At 35.5% G+C, this 17204-nt stretch carries 17 protein-coding genes; 7 read left to right on the forward strand and 10 right to left on the reverse strand.

All coding sequences use genetic code 11. The features are described 5' to 3' along the window. Nucleotides 1-17 precede the first annotated feature (17 nt). Nucleotides 18-644, forward strand: coding sequence for a DUF3347 domain-containing protein (locus tag JOE44_RS03355; RefSeq protein ID WP_209784326.1), 627 nt, complete (start codon nt 18-20; stop codon nt 642-644). A 26-nt stretch (nt 645-670) separates the two neighbouring features. After that, nucleotides 671-1123, forward strand: coding sequence for a heme-binding domain-containing protein (locus tag JOE44_RS03360; RefSeq protein ID WP_309511930.1), 453 nt, complete (start codon nt 671-673; stop codon nt 1121-1123). A 109-nt stretch (nt 1124-1232) separates the two neighbouring features. Here the strand turns inward: JOE44_RS03360 and JOE44_RS03365 are convergent, their stop codons facing one another. From JOE44_RS03365 to JOE44_RS03400, 8 genes are all read right to left on the reverse strand, one after another. Beyond that, a complete protein-coding gene (locus JOE44_RS03365; protein WP_209784327.1) occupies nt 1233-2069 on the reverse strand; it encodes a GLPGLI family protein in 837 nt (278 codons plus the stop codon). 61 nt (nt 2070-2130) lie between these two features. Then, on the reverse strand, nt 2131-2424 hold the full coding sequence (locus JOE44_RS03370) for a hypothetical protein (protein ID WP_209784328.1): 294 nt from the start codon (nt 2422-2424) through the stop codon (nt 2131-2133). Nucleotides 2425-2709: 285 nt separating this feature from the next. After that, nucleotides 2710-4740 carry a S9 family peptidase gene (locus tag JOE44_RS03375; protein ID WP_209784329.1) on the reverse strand — a complete coding sequence of 677 codons (2031 nt, stop codon included), beginning with the start codon at nt 4738-4740 and terminating at the stop codon, nt 2710-2712. Between the two features lie 75 nt (nt 4741-4815). After that, complete coding sequence (locus JOE44_RS03380; protein WP_209784330.1) at nt 4816-5934, reverse strand: FAD-dependent monooxygenase; 1119 nt, start codon at nt 5932-5934, stop codon at nt 4816-4818. Nucleotides 5935-6083: 149 nt separating this feature from the next. Beyond that, a complete protein-coding gene (locus JOE44_RS03385; protein WP_209784331.1) occupies nt 6084-6584 on the reverse strand; it encodes a GNAT family N-acetyltransferase in 501 nt (166 codons plus the stop codon). A 15-nt stretch (nt 6585-6599) separates the two neighbouring features. Then, complete coding sequence (locus tag JOE44_RS03390; protein ID WP_209784332.1) at nt 6600-7208, reverse strand: hypothetical protein; 609 nt, start codon at nt 7206-7208, stop codon at nt 6600-6602. Nucleotides 7209-7437: 229 nt separating this feature from the next. Further along, the gene (locus JOE44_RS03395; protein ID WP_002979276.1) at nt 7438-8304 is read right to left on the reverse strand and encodes an RNA polymerase sigma factor RpoD/SigA; all 867 of its coding nucleotides are present in this window, start codon (nt 8302-8304) and stop codon (nt 7438-7440) included. 475 nt (nt 8305-8779) lie between these two features. Continuing rightward, nucleotides 8780-9571 (reverse strand): S1/P1 nuclease, encoded by a 792-nt coding sequence (locus tag JOE44_RS03400; RefSeq protein WP_209784333.1) that lies wholly within the window; start codon nt 9569-9571, stop codon nt 8780-8782. 530 nt (nt 9572-10101) lie between these two features. On the opposite strand from JOE44_RS03400, the gene JOE44_RS03405 reads away from it, so the two are divergent. The 4 genes from JOE44_RS03405 to JOE44_RS03420 all read left to right on the forward strand — a co-directional run bounded on the left by JOE44_RS03405 (nt 10102) and on the right by JOE44_RS03420 (nt 14418). Then, complete coding sequence (locus JOE44_RS03405) at nt 10102-11019, forward strand: type VI secretion system baseplate subunit TssG (protein WP_245169691.1); 918 nt, start codon at nt 10102-10104, stop codon at nt 11017-11019. 54 nt (nt 11020-11073) lie between these two features. Continuing rightward, a complete protein-coding gene (locus JOE44_RS03410; RefSeq protein WP_105682221.1) occupies nt 11074-11976 on the forward strand; it encodes a TssN family type VI secretion system protein in 903 nt (300 codons plus the stop codon). 25 nt (nt 11977-12001) lie between these two features. Next, nucleotides 12002-13141 (forward strand): hypothetical protein, encoded by a 1140-nt coding sequence (locus JOE44_RS03415; protein WP_105682222.1) that lies wholly within the window; start codon nt 12002-12004, stop codon nt 13139-13141. 101 nt (nt 13142-13242) lie between these two features. After that, entirely contained in the window at nt 13243-14418 is a 1176-nt protein-coding gene (locus tag JOE44_RS03420) for an aminotransferase class V-fold PLP-dependent enzyme (protein ID WP_245169693.1), read from the forward strand. Between the two features lie 50 nt (nt 14419-14468). Here JOE44_RS03420 and blaIND read toward each other — a convergent pair whose 3' ends face one another. Continuing rightward, complete coding sequence (gene blaIND, locus JOE44_RS03425) at nt 14469-15197, reverse strand: IND family subclass B1 metallo-beta-lactamase (protein WP_105682224.1); 729 nt, start codon at nt 15195-15197, stop codon at nt 14469-14471. Between the two features lie 220 nt (nt 15198-15417). Beyond that, nucleotides 15418-16071: a metal-dependent transcriptional regulator gene (locus tag JOE44_RS03430; RefSeq protein ID WP_209784335.1), complete on the reverse strand. Its 654-nt coding sequence runs from the start codon at nt 16069-16071 to the stop codon at nt 15418-15420. 85 nt (nt 16072-16156) lie between these two features. Between JOE44_RS03430 and JOE44_RS03435 the strand changes: the two genes are divergently transcribed. Continuing rightward, nucleotides 16157-17188, forward strand: a complete 1032-nt coding sequence (locus JOE44_RS03435; protein WP_209784336.1) for an aminotransferase class I/II-fold pyridoxal phosphate-dependent enzyme — start codon at nt 16157-16159, stop codon at nt 17186-17188. Nucleotides 17189-17204 lie beyond the last annotated feature (16 nt).

Below are 17204 nucleotides of genomic sequence, written 5' to 3' on the forward strand. Positions count from 1 at the left end.
ATATTATTTAAGAAACAATGAAAAATATAATAACCGTACTTTTTGTGGGAGCTACACTATACTCTTGTAATAAACCCGACAGTAAAATATCTGAGAAGAAAGCGGAACCGGAAATTAAAACGACGGGCAAAACTGAACCTGCAGAAATCTCAAATCAGGAGGTAAAAGAAAGCCCGGAAGAAAGTAAAAAAGAAACCGGCGAGCTTTCCGCTTTTCCGATTCAGCAAATTATCAAAGGTTACCTTCCTCTAAAAAATGCCCTGGCTCAGGATGATTCTAAAAAAGCTTCCGATGCGGCTAAAAGTCTGTTTTCTATATTAAAGAAAATAGATATCAGTAAAACCGATGCAAAAAGCAATTCTGAGTTGCATGATATTGTAGAAAGTGCAGCAGAAAATGCAGAGCATATCGGAGAAAAATCTGATGATATAGCTCATCAGAGAGAACATTTGCTATCCCTGAGTAATGATATTACCGATTTAATAAAAGAGAAGGGAACTGGCGGACTAAAATTATACCAGGACTTCTGTCCAATGTACAATAATGGAAAAGGCGGAACCTGGATCAGTGAATCGAAAGAGATTATCAATCCATATGAAGGACAGAAAATGATTAACTGCGGATCTATAAAAAAAGTATTTTAAAATAGTAAAAAGTGATGAACCGACACATGAAAAACATATTGCTAGGGTTTGTTCTAATTTTTTTACTTATTCAGATTATTCAGCCTGCCCGTAATATTGATTACGGGCAGGTTCCTTCTACAGATATCTCAAAGGTTTACAAACTTCCTGCGAATGTGCAGTCTGTTCTTAGAAATTCCTGCTATGACTGTCACAGCAATTCTACTCATTATCCATTTTATTCTTATATACAGCCTTTAAGTTATTATCTTGAAAAACATATTAAAAAAGGAAAAGAAGAATTGAATTTTAATGAATGGGGGAGTTACAGCCGTCGTAAACAGACGAATAAATTAGAATCTATTGTGAATCAAATACAGCAGAAGAAAATGCCGCTTACTTCTTATACTTATCTTCATCCGGAAGCGAAACTTTCCGAAAAACAGATAGAAGAAATAGTTCATTGGATAGAGCTGACGCAGGCTGAAAAGGAAAAATAAGAACTTAAAAACAAAAGCCATCTCGTGAAAGTGAGATGGTTTGTTTATTCAGAGTTGCTTTTTAAATTTAAGTACATTAATATTTTGATCTTACAGATTGATTCTTTATTTACTCTAATTCAATAGGGTTATAAGGGAGAGGATTAGATTTTATTGGCATTTGGCTACCATCACCATTATAAACTTTACCATGAAAAAATCCAGGATTATCATAATATGATTGCTGAATCATTCTAAATTTATCTCTGCTTACTTTGAATATGCTTTTATCATTACGTAAATAAATATCAGTAGGTTTTTGATCAACTGCAATTGCTTCAAAATGGAAATATTTTTTATTATCTTCAATTTCAAGTATTAAACCAGGCAATCCACCAAAAACATAAGGCCCATTACTAATAGGTATTTTATCTGTATACCAAGCCGTATAATCTCTACCTCTATATCGTGTTGTTGCCTTTTTACACTCATAATTAAGGATTTTTTTTCTCTCTTCACTCATAGTCCAAGTAAAAAAAGGTATTTTTTCATTATATTGATACTTATTTTTGGCTTTATCCTGTATAATTAAGCTATCTGTTAATTTATTTTTAAAGATAATATTTGACCATATTTCTCGAACTTTAAGTAGTTGGTTAATTTCTTTTCCTCCAATTCTTTCCTGATGACTAAATTTTTCAGATATTGAATCTTGTTGGACACCCTTATTGTCACTAAATTTAGAATGGCTATTTCCTAATTGTAAGATACAAAGTGCTTCCTTCTTGCTTTCAGGAACATTGATGTTATCAGAAAACTTGACCTGATAATAAATATTTAGATTACTTTTTTCATAGATTTTCACTTGGTACTTAGGAGCTTGAAGTGTAAAATTATCAGGAAATTTAGTATCCTGCCCTTTAATAAAGCTGATAAATGTAACTGATAATACAACTATAAATTTCATTCTATTTGTTTTTTGTTAAAATTTAAGACGGATTACTTCTATCCGCCTTATTTATAATTCGTTATGCTAGAGGATAAGATGTTCCGCACTTTTGCGCATTAAAGTAAATTACATCATCAGTAAAATCACCCACGCTATCATAATCACTAGCTTCTAAATAATAAACAGCTCCACACGGAGATATTACTTGAATCCAGTTATAAAAAATAGCTTTTGTCTTTTGAGAAACTTTACTATGGTTTACAGCTTTTTTCTCAATAGTTTCAGCTTTTTTAATTACTTTTTTAGCAGTAGTATTTTTAGCACTCATAAGTCCAGCTGCACCAAAGGCAACAATAAAGATAATTTTTTTCATCGTTAAAATTTTAATTTTTAATAAATAATAAAATGTTTTAGATTGCAATCTGGAAACAATGTTATGGGTATTTTATATTATTAACAATTATTGTTTGTTTAAATTTAAATTATTTCAAATTAATAGTATTTTTGTTGTTTATTTTGTGATTAAATTAATTAAAAATCTTGAGAAAGATAATATTATTCTTATAAGTTGTAAGATTATGTGTTGATTAATCTATTTGTTTAAAAACAAAACCACCTCATAAAATGAAGTGGCTTTCTATAATTAATATAAATACTTTTATTTAGTAGTTCCTACAGTTTTTTCGCTTTTTGGTGTATAGGTCACTTTTGAAATATCCACCGTCATTTCCTTCAGACGTTTTGCCACATTATCGGGCATCTCTTTCTGATATCTTCCACCGATTACTTCAGCAAGGAATTTCTCGGTTTCAGCATACATCGCCATGCTGTTAACCGGCTTACGGAATCCGTGGCCTTCATCATCAGCAAGAATGTAATTTACCTTTTTACCTTTATCGCGTAGTGCAATGACAATCTGATCCGCTTCAGCCTGCTTTACTCTTGGATCATTAGCTCCCTGAACAATCAATAATGGCTTGTTGATCTTATCTACACTGAATAACGGGCTGGCATCATGCATACGTTTTTTTCCTTCTTCAGTTTTAGGATCACCTACCATCCCGTAAAGGAAGGCACGGGCGGCTTCCCAGTAAGCAGGGACAGAATCCAATAAAGTAAAGAGGTTGCTTGGCCCTACAATATCTACTCCTGCAGCATATACATCCGGAGTGAATGCTAAACCGGCCAGTGTTGCATATCCACCGTAGCTTCCTCCCATAATTACTACTTTATTTTTGTCTGCAATTCCCTGATCAATAAGGTATTTAACGCCCCACGTGATATCATCCTGCATCAGTTTTCCCCACTGAAGATCTCCGCCATTCTGGAACTTTTTACCATATCCGCCACTCGCTCTGAAGTTGGGTTGCAGTACAGCATATCCTCTGTTGGCTAGAAACTGTACGGTTGAATTGTATCCCCAATAATCTCTTGGACCTTTCGGACCTCCATGAACGAGAACAACTACAGGTACATTTTTACCGGATGAACCTACAGGTAAGGTCAGGTATGCCGGAATTTCAAGTCCGTCACTGCTTTTATAAGAAACAGGAGTCATGGCAGCCAGGTATTTTTCAACTTTTTTCAATTCTGTTCTTGGGGTATACTGGAAAATCAGCTGTTTTGTCTTTGCATCAAAGAAATAGGCTTCAGAAGCATATTGAGCTCCTCCAACGGCAACTAAGGATTTAGAATAATCATTGGTAGAGCTTGAAAAATTAACTTCTCTTCCAGGAAACTTACTTTGCAAAAATTTATAATTTTCTTCCCACGTTTTGTCTTTCCAGTAGTACTCTGTTTTATCTCCGGTGTAAGAGGTGTAGATCATCTTTCTGGTATTTCTGTCCAGAAACAGTCCTCCAAAATCTACTTTATCTTTAGGATCGCTTTCTACTTTGGTGATTTGCTTGGTTTTGGGATCCATCAGGAATAATGCAGACTTGTCAAGATCTCCTTTATTGGTCACCAGATAAAACTTAGAATTATCTTCATTCCAGTTTGAGATATAAGCATTTTCCGTTACCAGTGTTTCGTAAATAGGAGTAAGTTTATCTCCTTCTTTGTAAAAGAACTGTGTGGTTCCTTTATCATCAGTTTTCGACAGTACTCTCAGTTTTTCATCCCAGTCAAAATTATAGCTTGTGATACGGTCTGTATTCTCGTAAATCTTTTTCAGTTCTCCTGTAGAAATTTTCAATGAATATAAATCATGCCATGCTTTATCCCGATTATTCAGCCCAATCATCAGCAAGTCAGGATCTTTTCTGCTTGCCAGATAAATATTTGCAGTTACTTCCTTAAGCGGAGTTAAATTCCTTGATTCCGGAACTCCATTCTTTGCTTTAGCCATGGGATCTACTGCAAAAATATTCATGTTTTCATCACCATTACTATCTTTTACATATAGAATATATTTTCCGTCTTCTGTCCAGAAGTAGCCACTCATTGGGCGTTTGCTGTCTGTTAATGGGCGGGCTTTTTCAAAGGGCTCATCAATTTTTTTTACCCATATATTCATGATACCGCCATATTCTTTCATAAATGAAATCCATTTTCCATCCGGGCTCAGCTGTCCTCCGGCAATTTCAGGGTTACCAAAAAATAAACCCCTGTCCAGTAACGGAACCTCCTGTGCTTGTGCAGCATGAACTCCTATCAGTAAGAGCAATACATAAAAGATTTTTTTCATGTTTTTAATTTTTAGTTGTTATTAATACATCGAATATAATTTTTACAATTTTATCTTTTCTTATGATTATAAACTCTACATTTCCAGTTCTATAATTTTTTTTGCCATTTTTTGATTCATGCTTTCAGGAATCAGTCCTATCAGAAAATTTCGTATTGAATTTCCTCTTTCCCATTGAGAAACCTTTCCGATGCTGCGGCTTGTATTGACAATATAATCTACTTTCTTTCGTCTGATATTTTGAAACTTTCCGAAAATTGTATTGAAGTCAGTATTCTTTTCCAGCAGCTTTCCAATGATATAAGCATCTTCAATCGCCTGGCAGGCACCCTGTCCCATATTAGGTGTCGTTGCGTGGGCTGCATCTCCAATCAGGCAGAGGTTTTCAGTATGCCATTGTGGAATAGGAGCGAGGTCTGATATGATATTACAAATAATATTTTCATTGGCCGTAGCCTCAATAAGTTGTAAAACCAAAGGATCAAAATCATGAAAAATTTCCGCAATTCTCTGATATCTGCCAAAACTTTTTTCATTGACACAGGCGTACCAGTAGACTTTTTTATCAGAAATTTTTACGAAACCGAACCGTTTTCCTTTTCCCCACACCTCAAAAGCTTCCTGATGGTGTTTCTCAGGTAAGTGGAAATCCACCAGACCACGCCAGCATTTTTGGCCTGAGTTTCGGATTGTTCCGGTTTTTAAGATCATGTTTCGGATAGGAGATTTTATGCCGTCTGCCCCAAAAACAATTTTACTTTCAATCTGGTTTCCATTTTCAAAATCTAAAATATAGTTTTCCTCTTTTCTTATTTTTTGTAATGAATGGTTCAGATGTATAGAACCGGGATTTAAATTTTCCGCCAGAATTTTCTGAAGTTCAGCCCGGTGAATAGCAACATTGCAAGAGTTGTACTGAGTTTCCAGGTCTAAAATTTCTGTTTTTGAAATCGTTCTCAGAGATTCATCAGCGATAACAATTCTGTGAATTTTATTACCCGCATTTTCAATTTTTTCTTTTAAACCCAAACGGTCAAAAACCTGCATTGCATTGACGGCCATCATAATTCCGGCGCCTACAGGTTTTATTTCCGGGGCAGATTCGTAGATGGTAAAATCATACTGATGCTGTTTCAGTACATTTCCGAGGGTAAGTCCGCCGATTCCTGCTCCGATGATTGAAATGGTGTTCATAAGGTTTATTTTTTTGAAAACATACATTGTGAAAGATGGCTATTGTTTGAGACATTTACCTTAGATATGTCATTCTGAAAGAAATGGAATGTAGTGAAGAATCTCAGTTAATTGTCTATTGAAACAGATATCTCTTTACATCATCTGATTTAAATTGTTAAAATATAACTCTCTGATACTTTTTTGAAACCATATCTGCTGAAAAAATTGTGAGCACCGTGATTGTTGACTCCGCTTTCCAGTAAAATAAAACTGATATTCCAGCTTTTAGACTCGTGAATGGCTTTCTCCAAAAGTCTACTTCCAAGAGACTGGCCTCTTACAGACTGATCCAGAAGCATATCCTCCAGAATCGCATACTTTTTAAACGGACTGTTGATTACATTGAAAACCATCATTCCCACAATTTCTCCATTCTCATTTTCAGCAATCAGAATATTCAGTTTGGAACTGCCATCGGAATTAAAATCAGTAATGAGCTGTTCCGTCAGAATTACTTCAAGATCAGGATTCCAATGATGAGAATCAATAGCTCTGCCGGACATCATTTCGCCATGGGAAATATAAGAATCTGTCTTATGGGTAATAAAAAAGTCTACGAGTTCCTTGATACGGGCTTTATCAGTAAGCCATTGGGTAGTATATTTCATGAGTGGTAATGGTGTTTATTTTAATTTTTTCAATTCTTCCAGCAAGGCATTCTGCTTATTGATGAATTGATTGAGACTATCTGTTTTCAGAGGATGGGCGTTTTGATACTTTTCAATTTCAGGAAGTGTTTTTCTGATTTTGAATACAACGTATTGATCATGAAGTGTTTTTCTGTTAGCTTTTATTTTGGTGATGAGGTCTCTGATAGTTTGTGTTTTTATATCATATTTTTCAGAGCTTGCTTTTATCTCTTTTTCAATTTGTTTCTTGGTAACAGAATCACTTACCGAATTTGATAGCGTCGTTGCATCATTATAATAGGTTTCAGATTTTTGAATAACGTCATCATATTCAGTCATTGCATCCTCTGTTTCCTGATTAATAACTGCTATTCTTTTATCAAGATCCTGTAAAGCTTTATCATTTTTTATCAGCTCCTGATAGATTTCATGAACAAGGTTTCCTTCACGTGAAGAGTATCTTGTATTTTTTTTAATAGCTCCTGAAACTGAAGATTCTGCATTATCAACTGCATTTTCTACGGTAGGAGCTTGCCGTGATTTGTTTTCACTGCAGGAAAGTAGAGATAAAGCCAGAATAGAGGCGAACAGTATTTTTTTCATAGTATGTTTTGTTTGATTTGATAATCAGCATTATATCACGGCAACTAAAATTAATCATTTCAATTTTATCACAGGTGAATAGTGAGCATGATTTTAATTAGTTGAACAAACTTTGAAAAATGTTACATCCATAATACTATAGCGTACAAATAATTTGTTTACTGATGAATGACAATAAAAAAACGGAGCCTGAAAACAGACTCCGCCTATAAAATTTTTAACGCTAAAATTATTTACCCAGATAAGATTTAAGAATCTTGCTTCTGGTATTGTGTTTTAGTCTCTTAATTGCTTTTTCTTTGATCTGACGAACTCTCTCTCTTGTAAGATCGAAAGTTTCACCAATTTCCTCTAAAGTCATTGGGTGCTTTCCGTTCAGTCCGAAGTATAATCTTACCAGATCAGCCTCTCTCGGAGTTAAAGTATTCAATGCTCTTTCAATCTCAATTTGTAGAGATTCAAGCATTAGATCTTTATCAGGACTTGGTGATTCTCCTGAACGTAATACATCATAAAGATTAGAATCTTCACCTTCTACTAAAGGCGCATCCATAGACAGGTGTCTTCCGGAGTTTTTCATAGATTCTTTGATATCTTCCTCGCTCATGTCAAGAACTTCAGCCAATTCTTCCGGAGAAGGTGGTCTTTCATTTTCCTGCTCAAGGTGAGCGTATGCTTTATTGATTTTGTTGATAGAACCAATTTTGTTCAACGGTAATCTTACAATTCTTGACTGCTCAGCCAATGCCTGTAAAATTGATTGACGGATCCACCATACTGCATAAGAGATAAATTTGAAACCTCTAGTTTCATCGTACCTTTTTGCCGCTTTCATTAATCCTAAGTTACCTTCATTGATCAAATCGGGTAAAGAAAGACCTTGATTTTGGTATTGTTTAGATACAGAAACTACGAAACGAAGGTTGGCTTTGATTAATTTCTCAAGTGCGGCTCTGTCGCCTGCACGTATTCTTTGTGCCAATTCTACTTCCTCGTCCGCAGTAATCAGTTCCACTTTACCAATTTCCTGCAAATACTTGTCTAATGAAGCAGTTTCCCTGTTGGTAACCTGCTTAGTGATTTTTAATTGTCTCATTTATTTTTTCCTCAAAAAAGAGTTACTATAATATATACGTATGAAAAGGTAAAAAGGTTACACAACTTTTATTTTTTTGTGAAAAGAAACCTGTTAAAATAATGATAATTTTCTTTAAAACAATATATATTACTGGTATTCAGTTGATTGTGGTTTGCTCCGGCCTGAAAATAAAATATATAGTAATAACAAAAAGACCACACCTTATTTGAGAATTTTGTAATTTCCCTAAACCCTAAACCCTAAACCCTAAACCCTAAACCCTAAACCCTAAACCCTAAACCCTAAACCCTAAACCCTAAACCCTAAACCCTAAACCCTAAACCCTAAACCCTAAACCCTAAACCCTAAACCCTAAACCCTAAACCCTAAACCCTAAACAAAAAAAAACGAAACCGAAGTTCCGTTTTTATATCTAAGAGTACTATTTTAAGCTATTTTGGGTTTATCAACCCCATAAACTCGCAATTCGTAACTAAAAAAGCTCATTTAATACTTTCGCCAGTCTTAATCCTCCATATAGAAGCTGTCTTTCCATTGTTTCATTGAACTTATACTGATAGTCATAAGATAACTTGGAATCGTTAGGAGTCTGTGCGTAAATTTTGTTGGCAATTTTATGAGAATCATACAACCAGTCTTCCAGTGATCCGGATTGAATCTGTGCTACTTCGTCTTTAGATTTGATATCTAAAAGCTTAGAATATTCGGTGTAGCTGTATTTTTGAGAATCTACTAGTTTCCCATCCCAAACAGAGTGTAAATTGGTTTTTTCTCCGAAATAAGTAACATTGATTTTGTTTCCGCCTAAATCTTCTGCTCTTCCTACGTGTAGGGGCTGAGCAAGATCTCCCATAATGTGGATAAGGAAGATTAAAGCAATTTTTCTGTCTTTTTCAGAGGTGTTTTTGTCTTTGATCTGGCTGGACAAGGTATTGACCTGAGTATAAAGACTTGGGCCGGCCTGTGCTTTCAGGTTTTGTTCAAAAGCTTTAAAGTCAGCCATCGGATCAATGTTTACATAGTGCCATGATGAAGCCTGCTTCCAAGCCCCTGTGGTATCAGATTTGATAAAATCCGGCCAGTTAGCCCAATACGCCAGACGCTCTTTTCCCATGATTTTTTTAATCTCTCTTCTTGCTTTGCGGGAAAGGTGGTTTTGTGCAATGTCTGCAATCACTCGGTGTCCCGTTAATCCCCACGCATAAGAATAAAGTGAAGAGGCCATGAATGCTAAAATCAGAATTTTAGAATAAATACTTTTCATTTTAAATAACAATTTTCAGTCTGCAAAGATACGGCCCGCTTTCGGAATGAGCATACATTATCCTGAATTTATTCTATAAGATGATGTTAATAAAATTTAATTTAAATAAATACATAATAATGTTAGGTTTGGAAAAAATAGAAAGTAAGGAGCGTAAAGACATAAAACTCTTCATATAATACATAAAAGCAAAAGTAAAACCTTATCACAACCTTAAACTTTAAACTTTAAACCTTGAACTTTAAACCTTGAACTTTAAACCTTGAACTTTAAACCTTGAACCTTGAACCTTAAATCTCAAATTCTAAACACTTGATTCTGAATAGTTAATTTTAAATTCGAAAAAGCAAATAAACTTGCTATTTACCGTATTTTCACGGAATTTGTAGAAAATAATTCCTATTAATGTCAATAAATTATTATTTTTAGGATAAAATTGTTGTTAAAATACTTTTTCAAACTTATGAGATATATTATCTTTACAAGTCATAATCAGAGGAAACACTATGTATGAGAGTAATATTGTAGATATGCATTACAATAAGCTGCAGACAGACTTTAAGGCTGAAGCTGTAGCTGTTAACCTTTTGAAATACCACCGTGCGGTAAGCAATATATTCATAGAAAGGGTGGGTGTAAACGACCGTGCTTACCTGAAAGACATTAAAAGTATTTCAAGCAGTTATTTAGGATTTGACGAAGAAGTCTTTACCATAGAGAGTTACAGAGAGGGTATTTACGATTACCTTCCGGAAGGACTGTTCCATCCACCTTCTCTTGGGGCTTCAAGAAAGAATGTAGATACTGTGGTAAGGGAAATCCGAAAGCAGAAAAGGGTAGAAGATGATGCCCGTAAATTTTTCCGTCCTTTTGAACTGGAAGTATTTTTTACGGAAATCAGTGCTTTGCTTAAAGAATCGGAATTTGACATTACAAGCAATACAGATGCTTTACTGGACACGGTAAGTGAGCTGTGGCCTATGATAAAAATGCTGGACAAGCAGAGTGCTTATATCTTTATGCATATTTTACCGTTTTTCCATCAGATCAGAGGAGATAAGAGATGGTTTGAAAGATGTATGACTGCATTTCTACAGGTACCGGTACAAGTCACTTTTTCACCTAATATTATTGACGGGATTGAGAAAAACGATGATTCCATGTTATTAGGAAATTCACGATTGGGGGTAACCTATATTCCAAGTGGACCTCATATGGACGGGCAACGAAACTGGGTGGTCAACATTGGCCCAATTCCTTACGGAGATATGAAGAAGTATATTCCGGGAAGTCCTTTCAGAAATGTACTCCAGGCATTGTATGACTATTTTCTTCCCGTAACAGTGGATGTGGAGGAAAATTTTGTCACAGAAAAGGAGGATTATTCTTTCAGCCTTGAGGATGAGGAAAGAAATGCCAGCCGCCTTGGATACTCTACATTCCTCTAAATTATTTTATTATATTTACAACTACCAACAAAGTATAAATTCGAAAAGAAACAAATGGAAATTTCTTCAGTAAAAGGTATTTTTTTAAGGTATATCTTAATGCCTTTAATCGCAATTATTATGATGGTTATACTCGGTGTAATCAGGAGAAATAAACCTGCGATAAAAATTAAAGTCATTATTATATACGTATTGCTGTGCAGTTTATGCCTGGCTATCCCGGGCGTTTTTGGATTTGCCGGAAATCTTTTTAACCCATACTGGTATCTCATTGCACAGATCATCTACCTTATTTTTGGGATTATTCATGTGAATCTGCTGCATAAATATTTCAAAAAGCATATCGATTCTCTGGCTATGAGTATTCTGTTTGAATCTATACTTTCATTAACGTGCATAGCTTTGGGAGGATATCTTTTTACCCTGATTTTTAACTGGATGAGCAAAGGAACAGGATATGCGGTAATGGCAGCAACAAGTATGGTCATCTTTGTGGTTCCCATGGTGTTTTACTACTGCTATATCCAGTTTATCAGCATTCCTTTTGATATTTATAAAACTTGGAGATATTCACCGGAACAGAAACTGCCTGATTTTGAAGGAGCAGATTTTGACAGATTAATGGTACTGAATGTTGAACTGAGCAAAAAATTAGAAGATACCAACCGTTTCAGAATTAAAGCGAAGACACTTCCGACAGGAGTCACTTTCGGAGATTGGTTCTACAGAGTAGTGGATGATTACAACCATAAAAATCCAGGTTCAATTATTCATCTTTCAGACGAAGGAAATGAGCCTTATTACTGGATCTTTTATACTAAAAAATCGTTTTTCAGCTTTAGAAAATATATAGATTTCGACCACGACATTACGACAAACAGCATTTCTGAAAATGAAGTGGTGATTTGTAAGAGAGTTATTCAGCATGAAGAGGAGGGAGTCACAAGAAAATCATAAACACAAAAATTAAAAAGTATTAAACATGATACAGCCTATTAAACATTTTGCAATCAATTGGGTGGATGGGATGAAGGTTTCCCAGAGGCACCTTAATGATCAGGATAATTTCTTAATTGATACCATCAGAGATTCCAATTCCCTTGGAATTACTACATATAACTACGGACTTTTGCCCATTTCCAATGAATTTACAGACCGTACCATTTTTGATGTTCATAACACGGCAACCAACGATGTACAGCTTGTCATTAAGCGTTGCAGCGCTGTTACGATGGCAGGATACCGTATTGAGCTGACAGACAGGAGAATCAGCGTAAAATCATTGGCGAAATCAATGAATGAAGAGCAGGCAGATGGAGACTATTATATCTTAATCTCTGTAAATCCTTTTGATAAAGTTCCTTTTGGAGATATTGATCCTGAGGAAATTCCGCCGCGCCACCCAAGTGCACAGCCTAATCACCATATTGAACTGCTTCCTGTAACGTCTTTGAACAGCAGCTATTCAGGAGGAAATTATCTTATTATTGGTAAGGTAGATTTAAAAGGAAATATTGCTCAGGTTGATTCGAATTTTATTCCGCCTTGTACTTCTGTACAGAGCCATCCGGCTTTGGTAGATTACTACAGCAGCTATGCGAAGTCTATCGGAAACCTTCAGCAGTATGCTTTTAAAATTATTCAGAAAGCATCCCATAAAAACCAAAATACAGCTTTAGCCCAAAACGTTAAGTTTTTGTGTACTACCATGGTGAATACTTTTGGAGATATGTATTTCCAGTTTAGAAATATTACCCCTTGGCAACCGCCTGTATTTTTGATTGAATCTTTTGCAAGACTGGCACTTCATTTATACAATTCAACACAGCTTCTTGTTCCTGCTGAGCTGGAAGAAATGCTGAACTACAGCCTTGAGTGGAGCGAAATTGCCCCTCATACTTTACTGAACCAGCTTTCTATTGTTGCAGAAACCAATTACGATCACCATAACTGTGGTGAGCCATTGCTTTACATTCAACAGATGTTGAGAAGCCTTGAAATCATTTTCTCTAAACTGAGTGAGCTTGATTACATCGGTCAGAGAAAAGAAAATATCATCGTTAATGAGCAGGAAGTTTCTACCAACACGAATCCTAAAAGAGGTTGGAGTGTTTTAGATTAAAATCATTGAGTAAAAATAGAGTCCCGAATGAAAATTCGGGATTTTTTATAGGCGTATATAGAAAAAAAATAAAAAGTAAATTTGTTGTAAGGATTGATAAAATGAATTTAGAGGTTATAAGACAGGATACTCCGGGATGTTCGGATAAGATATTTTTAAACAGTGCAGGGTCATCATTAATGCCGAAGCCTGTTGTAGAGGCCACTATTAAGTTTTTATATGAAGAACAGGAGCTTGGAGGTTATGCTGCTGCAGTGCAAAATACCGGTCTTATCAGTCAGTTTTATGAAGAAGCCGCCAAACTTATTAATACCAAACCTTCCAATATCGCATTTGTAGGCAGCTCTACAGATGGATATGCAAAAGCTTTATCCAGCATTTCTTTTAAAGAAGGAGATTGTATTATTACCACCAATGATGATTATATCTCCAATCAGATTGCTTTTATTTCTTTGCAGAAAAGATATCATGTTGAAATCATCAGGGTTGCCAATCTGCCTGACCATGAGCTCGATCTTGAGGATTTTGAAAATTTAATCAAAAAACATCATCCCAAATTAATAGCGGTCACTCATATTCCTACCAATTCCGGTTTGATTCAGAATATAGAAGGAGTAGGAAGGTTGTGTAAACAATATGATGTCCTTTATCTTGTGGATGCCTGCCAGTCTGTGGGGCAGATTGTGGTGGATGTTGAAAAAATCCATTGTGATTTTCTGACGGCAACCGGAAGGAAATTTATGCGGGGACCGAGAGGAACAGGATTTTTGTATGTTTCTGATAAAGCCTTACACCAGAAAATGTATCCTCTGTTTTTAGATAGTATTGGAGCTAGATGGACGGCATTTGATGATTATCAGCTCAATGATACAGCCAAAAGATTTGAACTTTTTGAAAGACCCTATGCTGCTTTACTGGGATTTGCAGAAGCTTTACGCTATGCCAATACGATTGGAATGGATCAAATTGAGCATTACAACCGTACGTTGGCAGATACTTTAAGAATCACCCTGCAGAATAATGGTTTCAGAATTTTGGATAAAGGAAATAGATTAAGCAGTATTGTTACTTTTTGTCAGGCCGATGGAAAGGTTGAAAAGATCCATAAGATTCTGAGTGATCATAAGGTATTTTTTAAGGAAAACCGCAGAGAGCACGCCTTAATTGATTTTACCTCTAAAAACGTAGACCATGCAATCCGTTTATCTCCTCATTACTTCAATACGATCGAAGAAATTGAAAAAGTGTCACAGCTTTTAGAAAATATAAACCTTTAAAATGTGGTTTAAAATGGTAGAGCCCTGGCATTCGCCAGGGCTCTACTATTTTATTTTTTATTCAGAAGATCAAGAGTGTGCTCTACATGTCCGCCTCCTTTCCATTCATCATGTCCCGGAATAATCAGAGTGGCCTGAGCGTATTTGGATTTCAGTTTTTCCATGGTTTTTGGCCATTGGGCAACATTGGCTTCTCCGGTGTAGCCAAGGTCAACAGCTGCTTTACTTTTTACCAGACACCCTCCGTCCAGTATTTTGTATTGTGGAAACCATACCACTACATTGTCAACAGTGTGTCCTTCACCAAGAAAATCCACTACAAATTTCTCACCGCCAAAGCGGTACGTTTTTCCTGTTTCTATAAGTTCAGTAGAAGTAGCTTTTCCTTCTTTCTTCAATAATTCGTTGGTTTTGGCAGTTGCGTATGTTTTGATTCCTTTGTTATTATAAAAGCTCAAATCTCCGGCTCTGTCTTCATGTGAATGGGTAGCAAACACCGCAATAACAGGCAGATTATGGCGTTTTTGGATGGTATCCAGCAGGCTTTGATATTGTGTTTTCTGCCATGGGACATCAAACAAAACAACTCCTTTTTTGGTCACCAGATAAACGGCATTCGTAGAATATTCTTTTCCTCCGAATACTCCGAAAGTTTTATAAATATAAAAATTAGGCTTAATCTGTGGCTCAATCACAAAATCTCTTACCTGAGTGGTTTGAGCATTTGCCAATGGACTTAATAGCATCGAAATAATAAAAAAAGAAAGGCTTTTTTTCATAATTTTTTAAGTAATAATTAAAGATTTTTATTTGTCGGAAAAGACAAATTCTGTAGATTGTTTTGCAAACCTAACTAAAAATTAATTTTTGGGTATTCAGGGGAGGAGAGTTTAACCGTTTTTTAACAGTTTGAGGAATGGACTAAATGCAGATCTGTATGAATATCATACCTTACAGGCTTTTAAAGTCTGTAAGGTTTATTTTTTCAGTGGTAAGGATTTATTTTTTAACCAATATTTTTTCAGTCGCTTTTTTGCTTAAAATTTCTGTTTTACCCTCAATTTCTATGGTCATTGATTTATCAAAACTTTCAATTTTAATGATTTTTACTTTGGTATTAAGCAGCAGTTTTCTGTCATTCAGGTAAGTAAGGAAGGCGTCATCAGAAAGCGTCACCGAAGCGAAAGTAACATCTTCACCAGGTTCACAATGGCTCAGCTTTTGCAGATCCTGAGCGATAATATTACCGTCTTTATCAGGAATAGGTTCCCCGTGGGGATCGAATTTAGGATGATCCAGAATTTCATCCATTTTATCAAAAAAGATTTGAGAATGTACATGCTCAAGCTGTTCTGCAATCTCATGAACGTTTTCCCAGCCGAAATTCATTTTTTTAACCAGGAACATTTCCGTAAGTCTGTGTTTACGAACCACCAAAGCAGCTTCACGTCTTCCGTTTTCTGTAACGATTAGTGGTTTGTAAGTCTCATAAATGACCCACTTTTTCTCGGCAAATTTCTTCATCATGTTATTAACACTCGGCATTTTTACATTTAAAAATTTACTGAGCTCATTAATCGTAACCTTTCCTTCATTGTCAACTAAATGAAACAAAGCTTTCAGGTAATTCTCTTCTGTTAGGGTTGTTTTCAAAATGTTAGATGATTTTCAATACAAATCTAACAAAATAAAATGAAAAGTTAGCTCTTGTTATTTTAACTTTTTTTACTTTTACTCTATGAAATTTTCATTCAAAAACGATTATTCTGAAGGATGCCATCCTAATATTTTACAGGCTCTTTTACAGTATAATCTTGATCAGCAGGCCGGATATGGAGAAGATGAGTATTCATTAAAAGCGAAGACATTAATCAAAGAAAAAATCAACAACCCACATTCGGAAGTCTTTTTAGTTTCAGGAGGAACGCAGGCTAACTTAATTGTTATTTCTGCCATCTTGAAACCTTATCAATGTGTAATTTCTGCCGCTCCCGGACATATCCTGAATAATGAAACCGGTGCCATCGAAGCTACAGGTCATAAAATATTGAGCATTGAAACCGAAGATGGTAAAATAAAACCATCAGATATTATCCCGATTTTAGAAGGACATCGTAATGTTCCCCATCAGGTAATGCCCAAGTTGGTTTATATTTCCAATTCTACAGAGTTGGGAACCATCTATCAGGTAAAAGAACTGGAAGAGCTTTCTGCATTTTGTAAGGAGAATAAATTATATCTGTTTATGGATGGAGCCAGGCTGGGACATGGCCTCACAGCGGAAATCAGTGATCTTACCCTGGAGAAAGTGGCTGCTCTTACCGATGTTTTCTATCTTGGAGGAACTAAAAACGGTGCATTGATTGGTGAAGCGATTGTGATTAATAATCCTGTTCTTCAGGAAGATTTCGCTTTTAATATCAAACAAAAAGGAGCATTATTAGCAAAAGGAAGACTGCTGGGAATTCAATTTATGGAACTGATGAAAGACAACCTGTATTTTGATCTGGCCCGACACGCCAATCAGCAGGCCATGAAAATTAAAAATGCTTTGCAGAATAAAGGGATTACTTTTCTTTCCGATACCTATACCAATCAGATTTTCCCTATTCTGAATAATCATCTTATTGAAGTGTTATCCGAGAATTTTGAGTTCTATGTCTGGAAAAAAGTAGATGAGAATCTTTCTGCCATTCGTCTTATTACTTCATGGAGTACAGGAGATGAAGCGGTAAACCAATTTATTGAAATTATAGAAAGAGAATTATAGTAACAAAAAAATTGTC

The organism is Chryseobacterium sp. PvR013 (genome assembly GCF_017833095.1).
Lineage (GTDB): Bacteria > Bacteroidota > Bacteroidia > Flavobacteriales > Weeksellaceae > Chryseobacterium > Chryseobacterium culicis_A.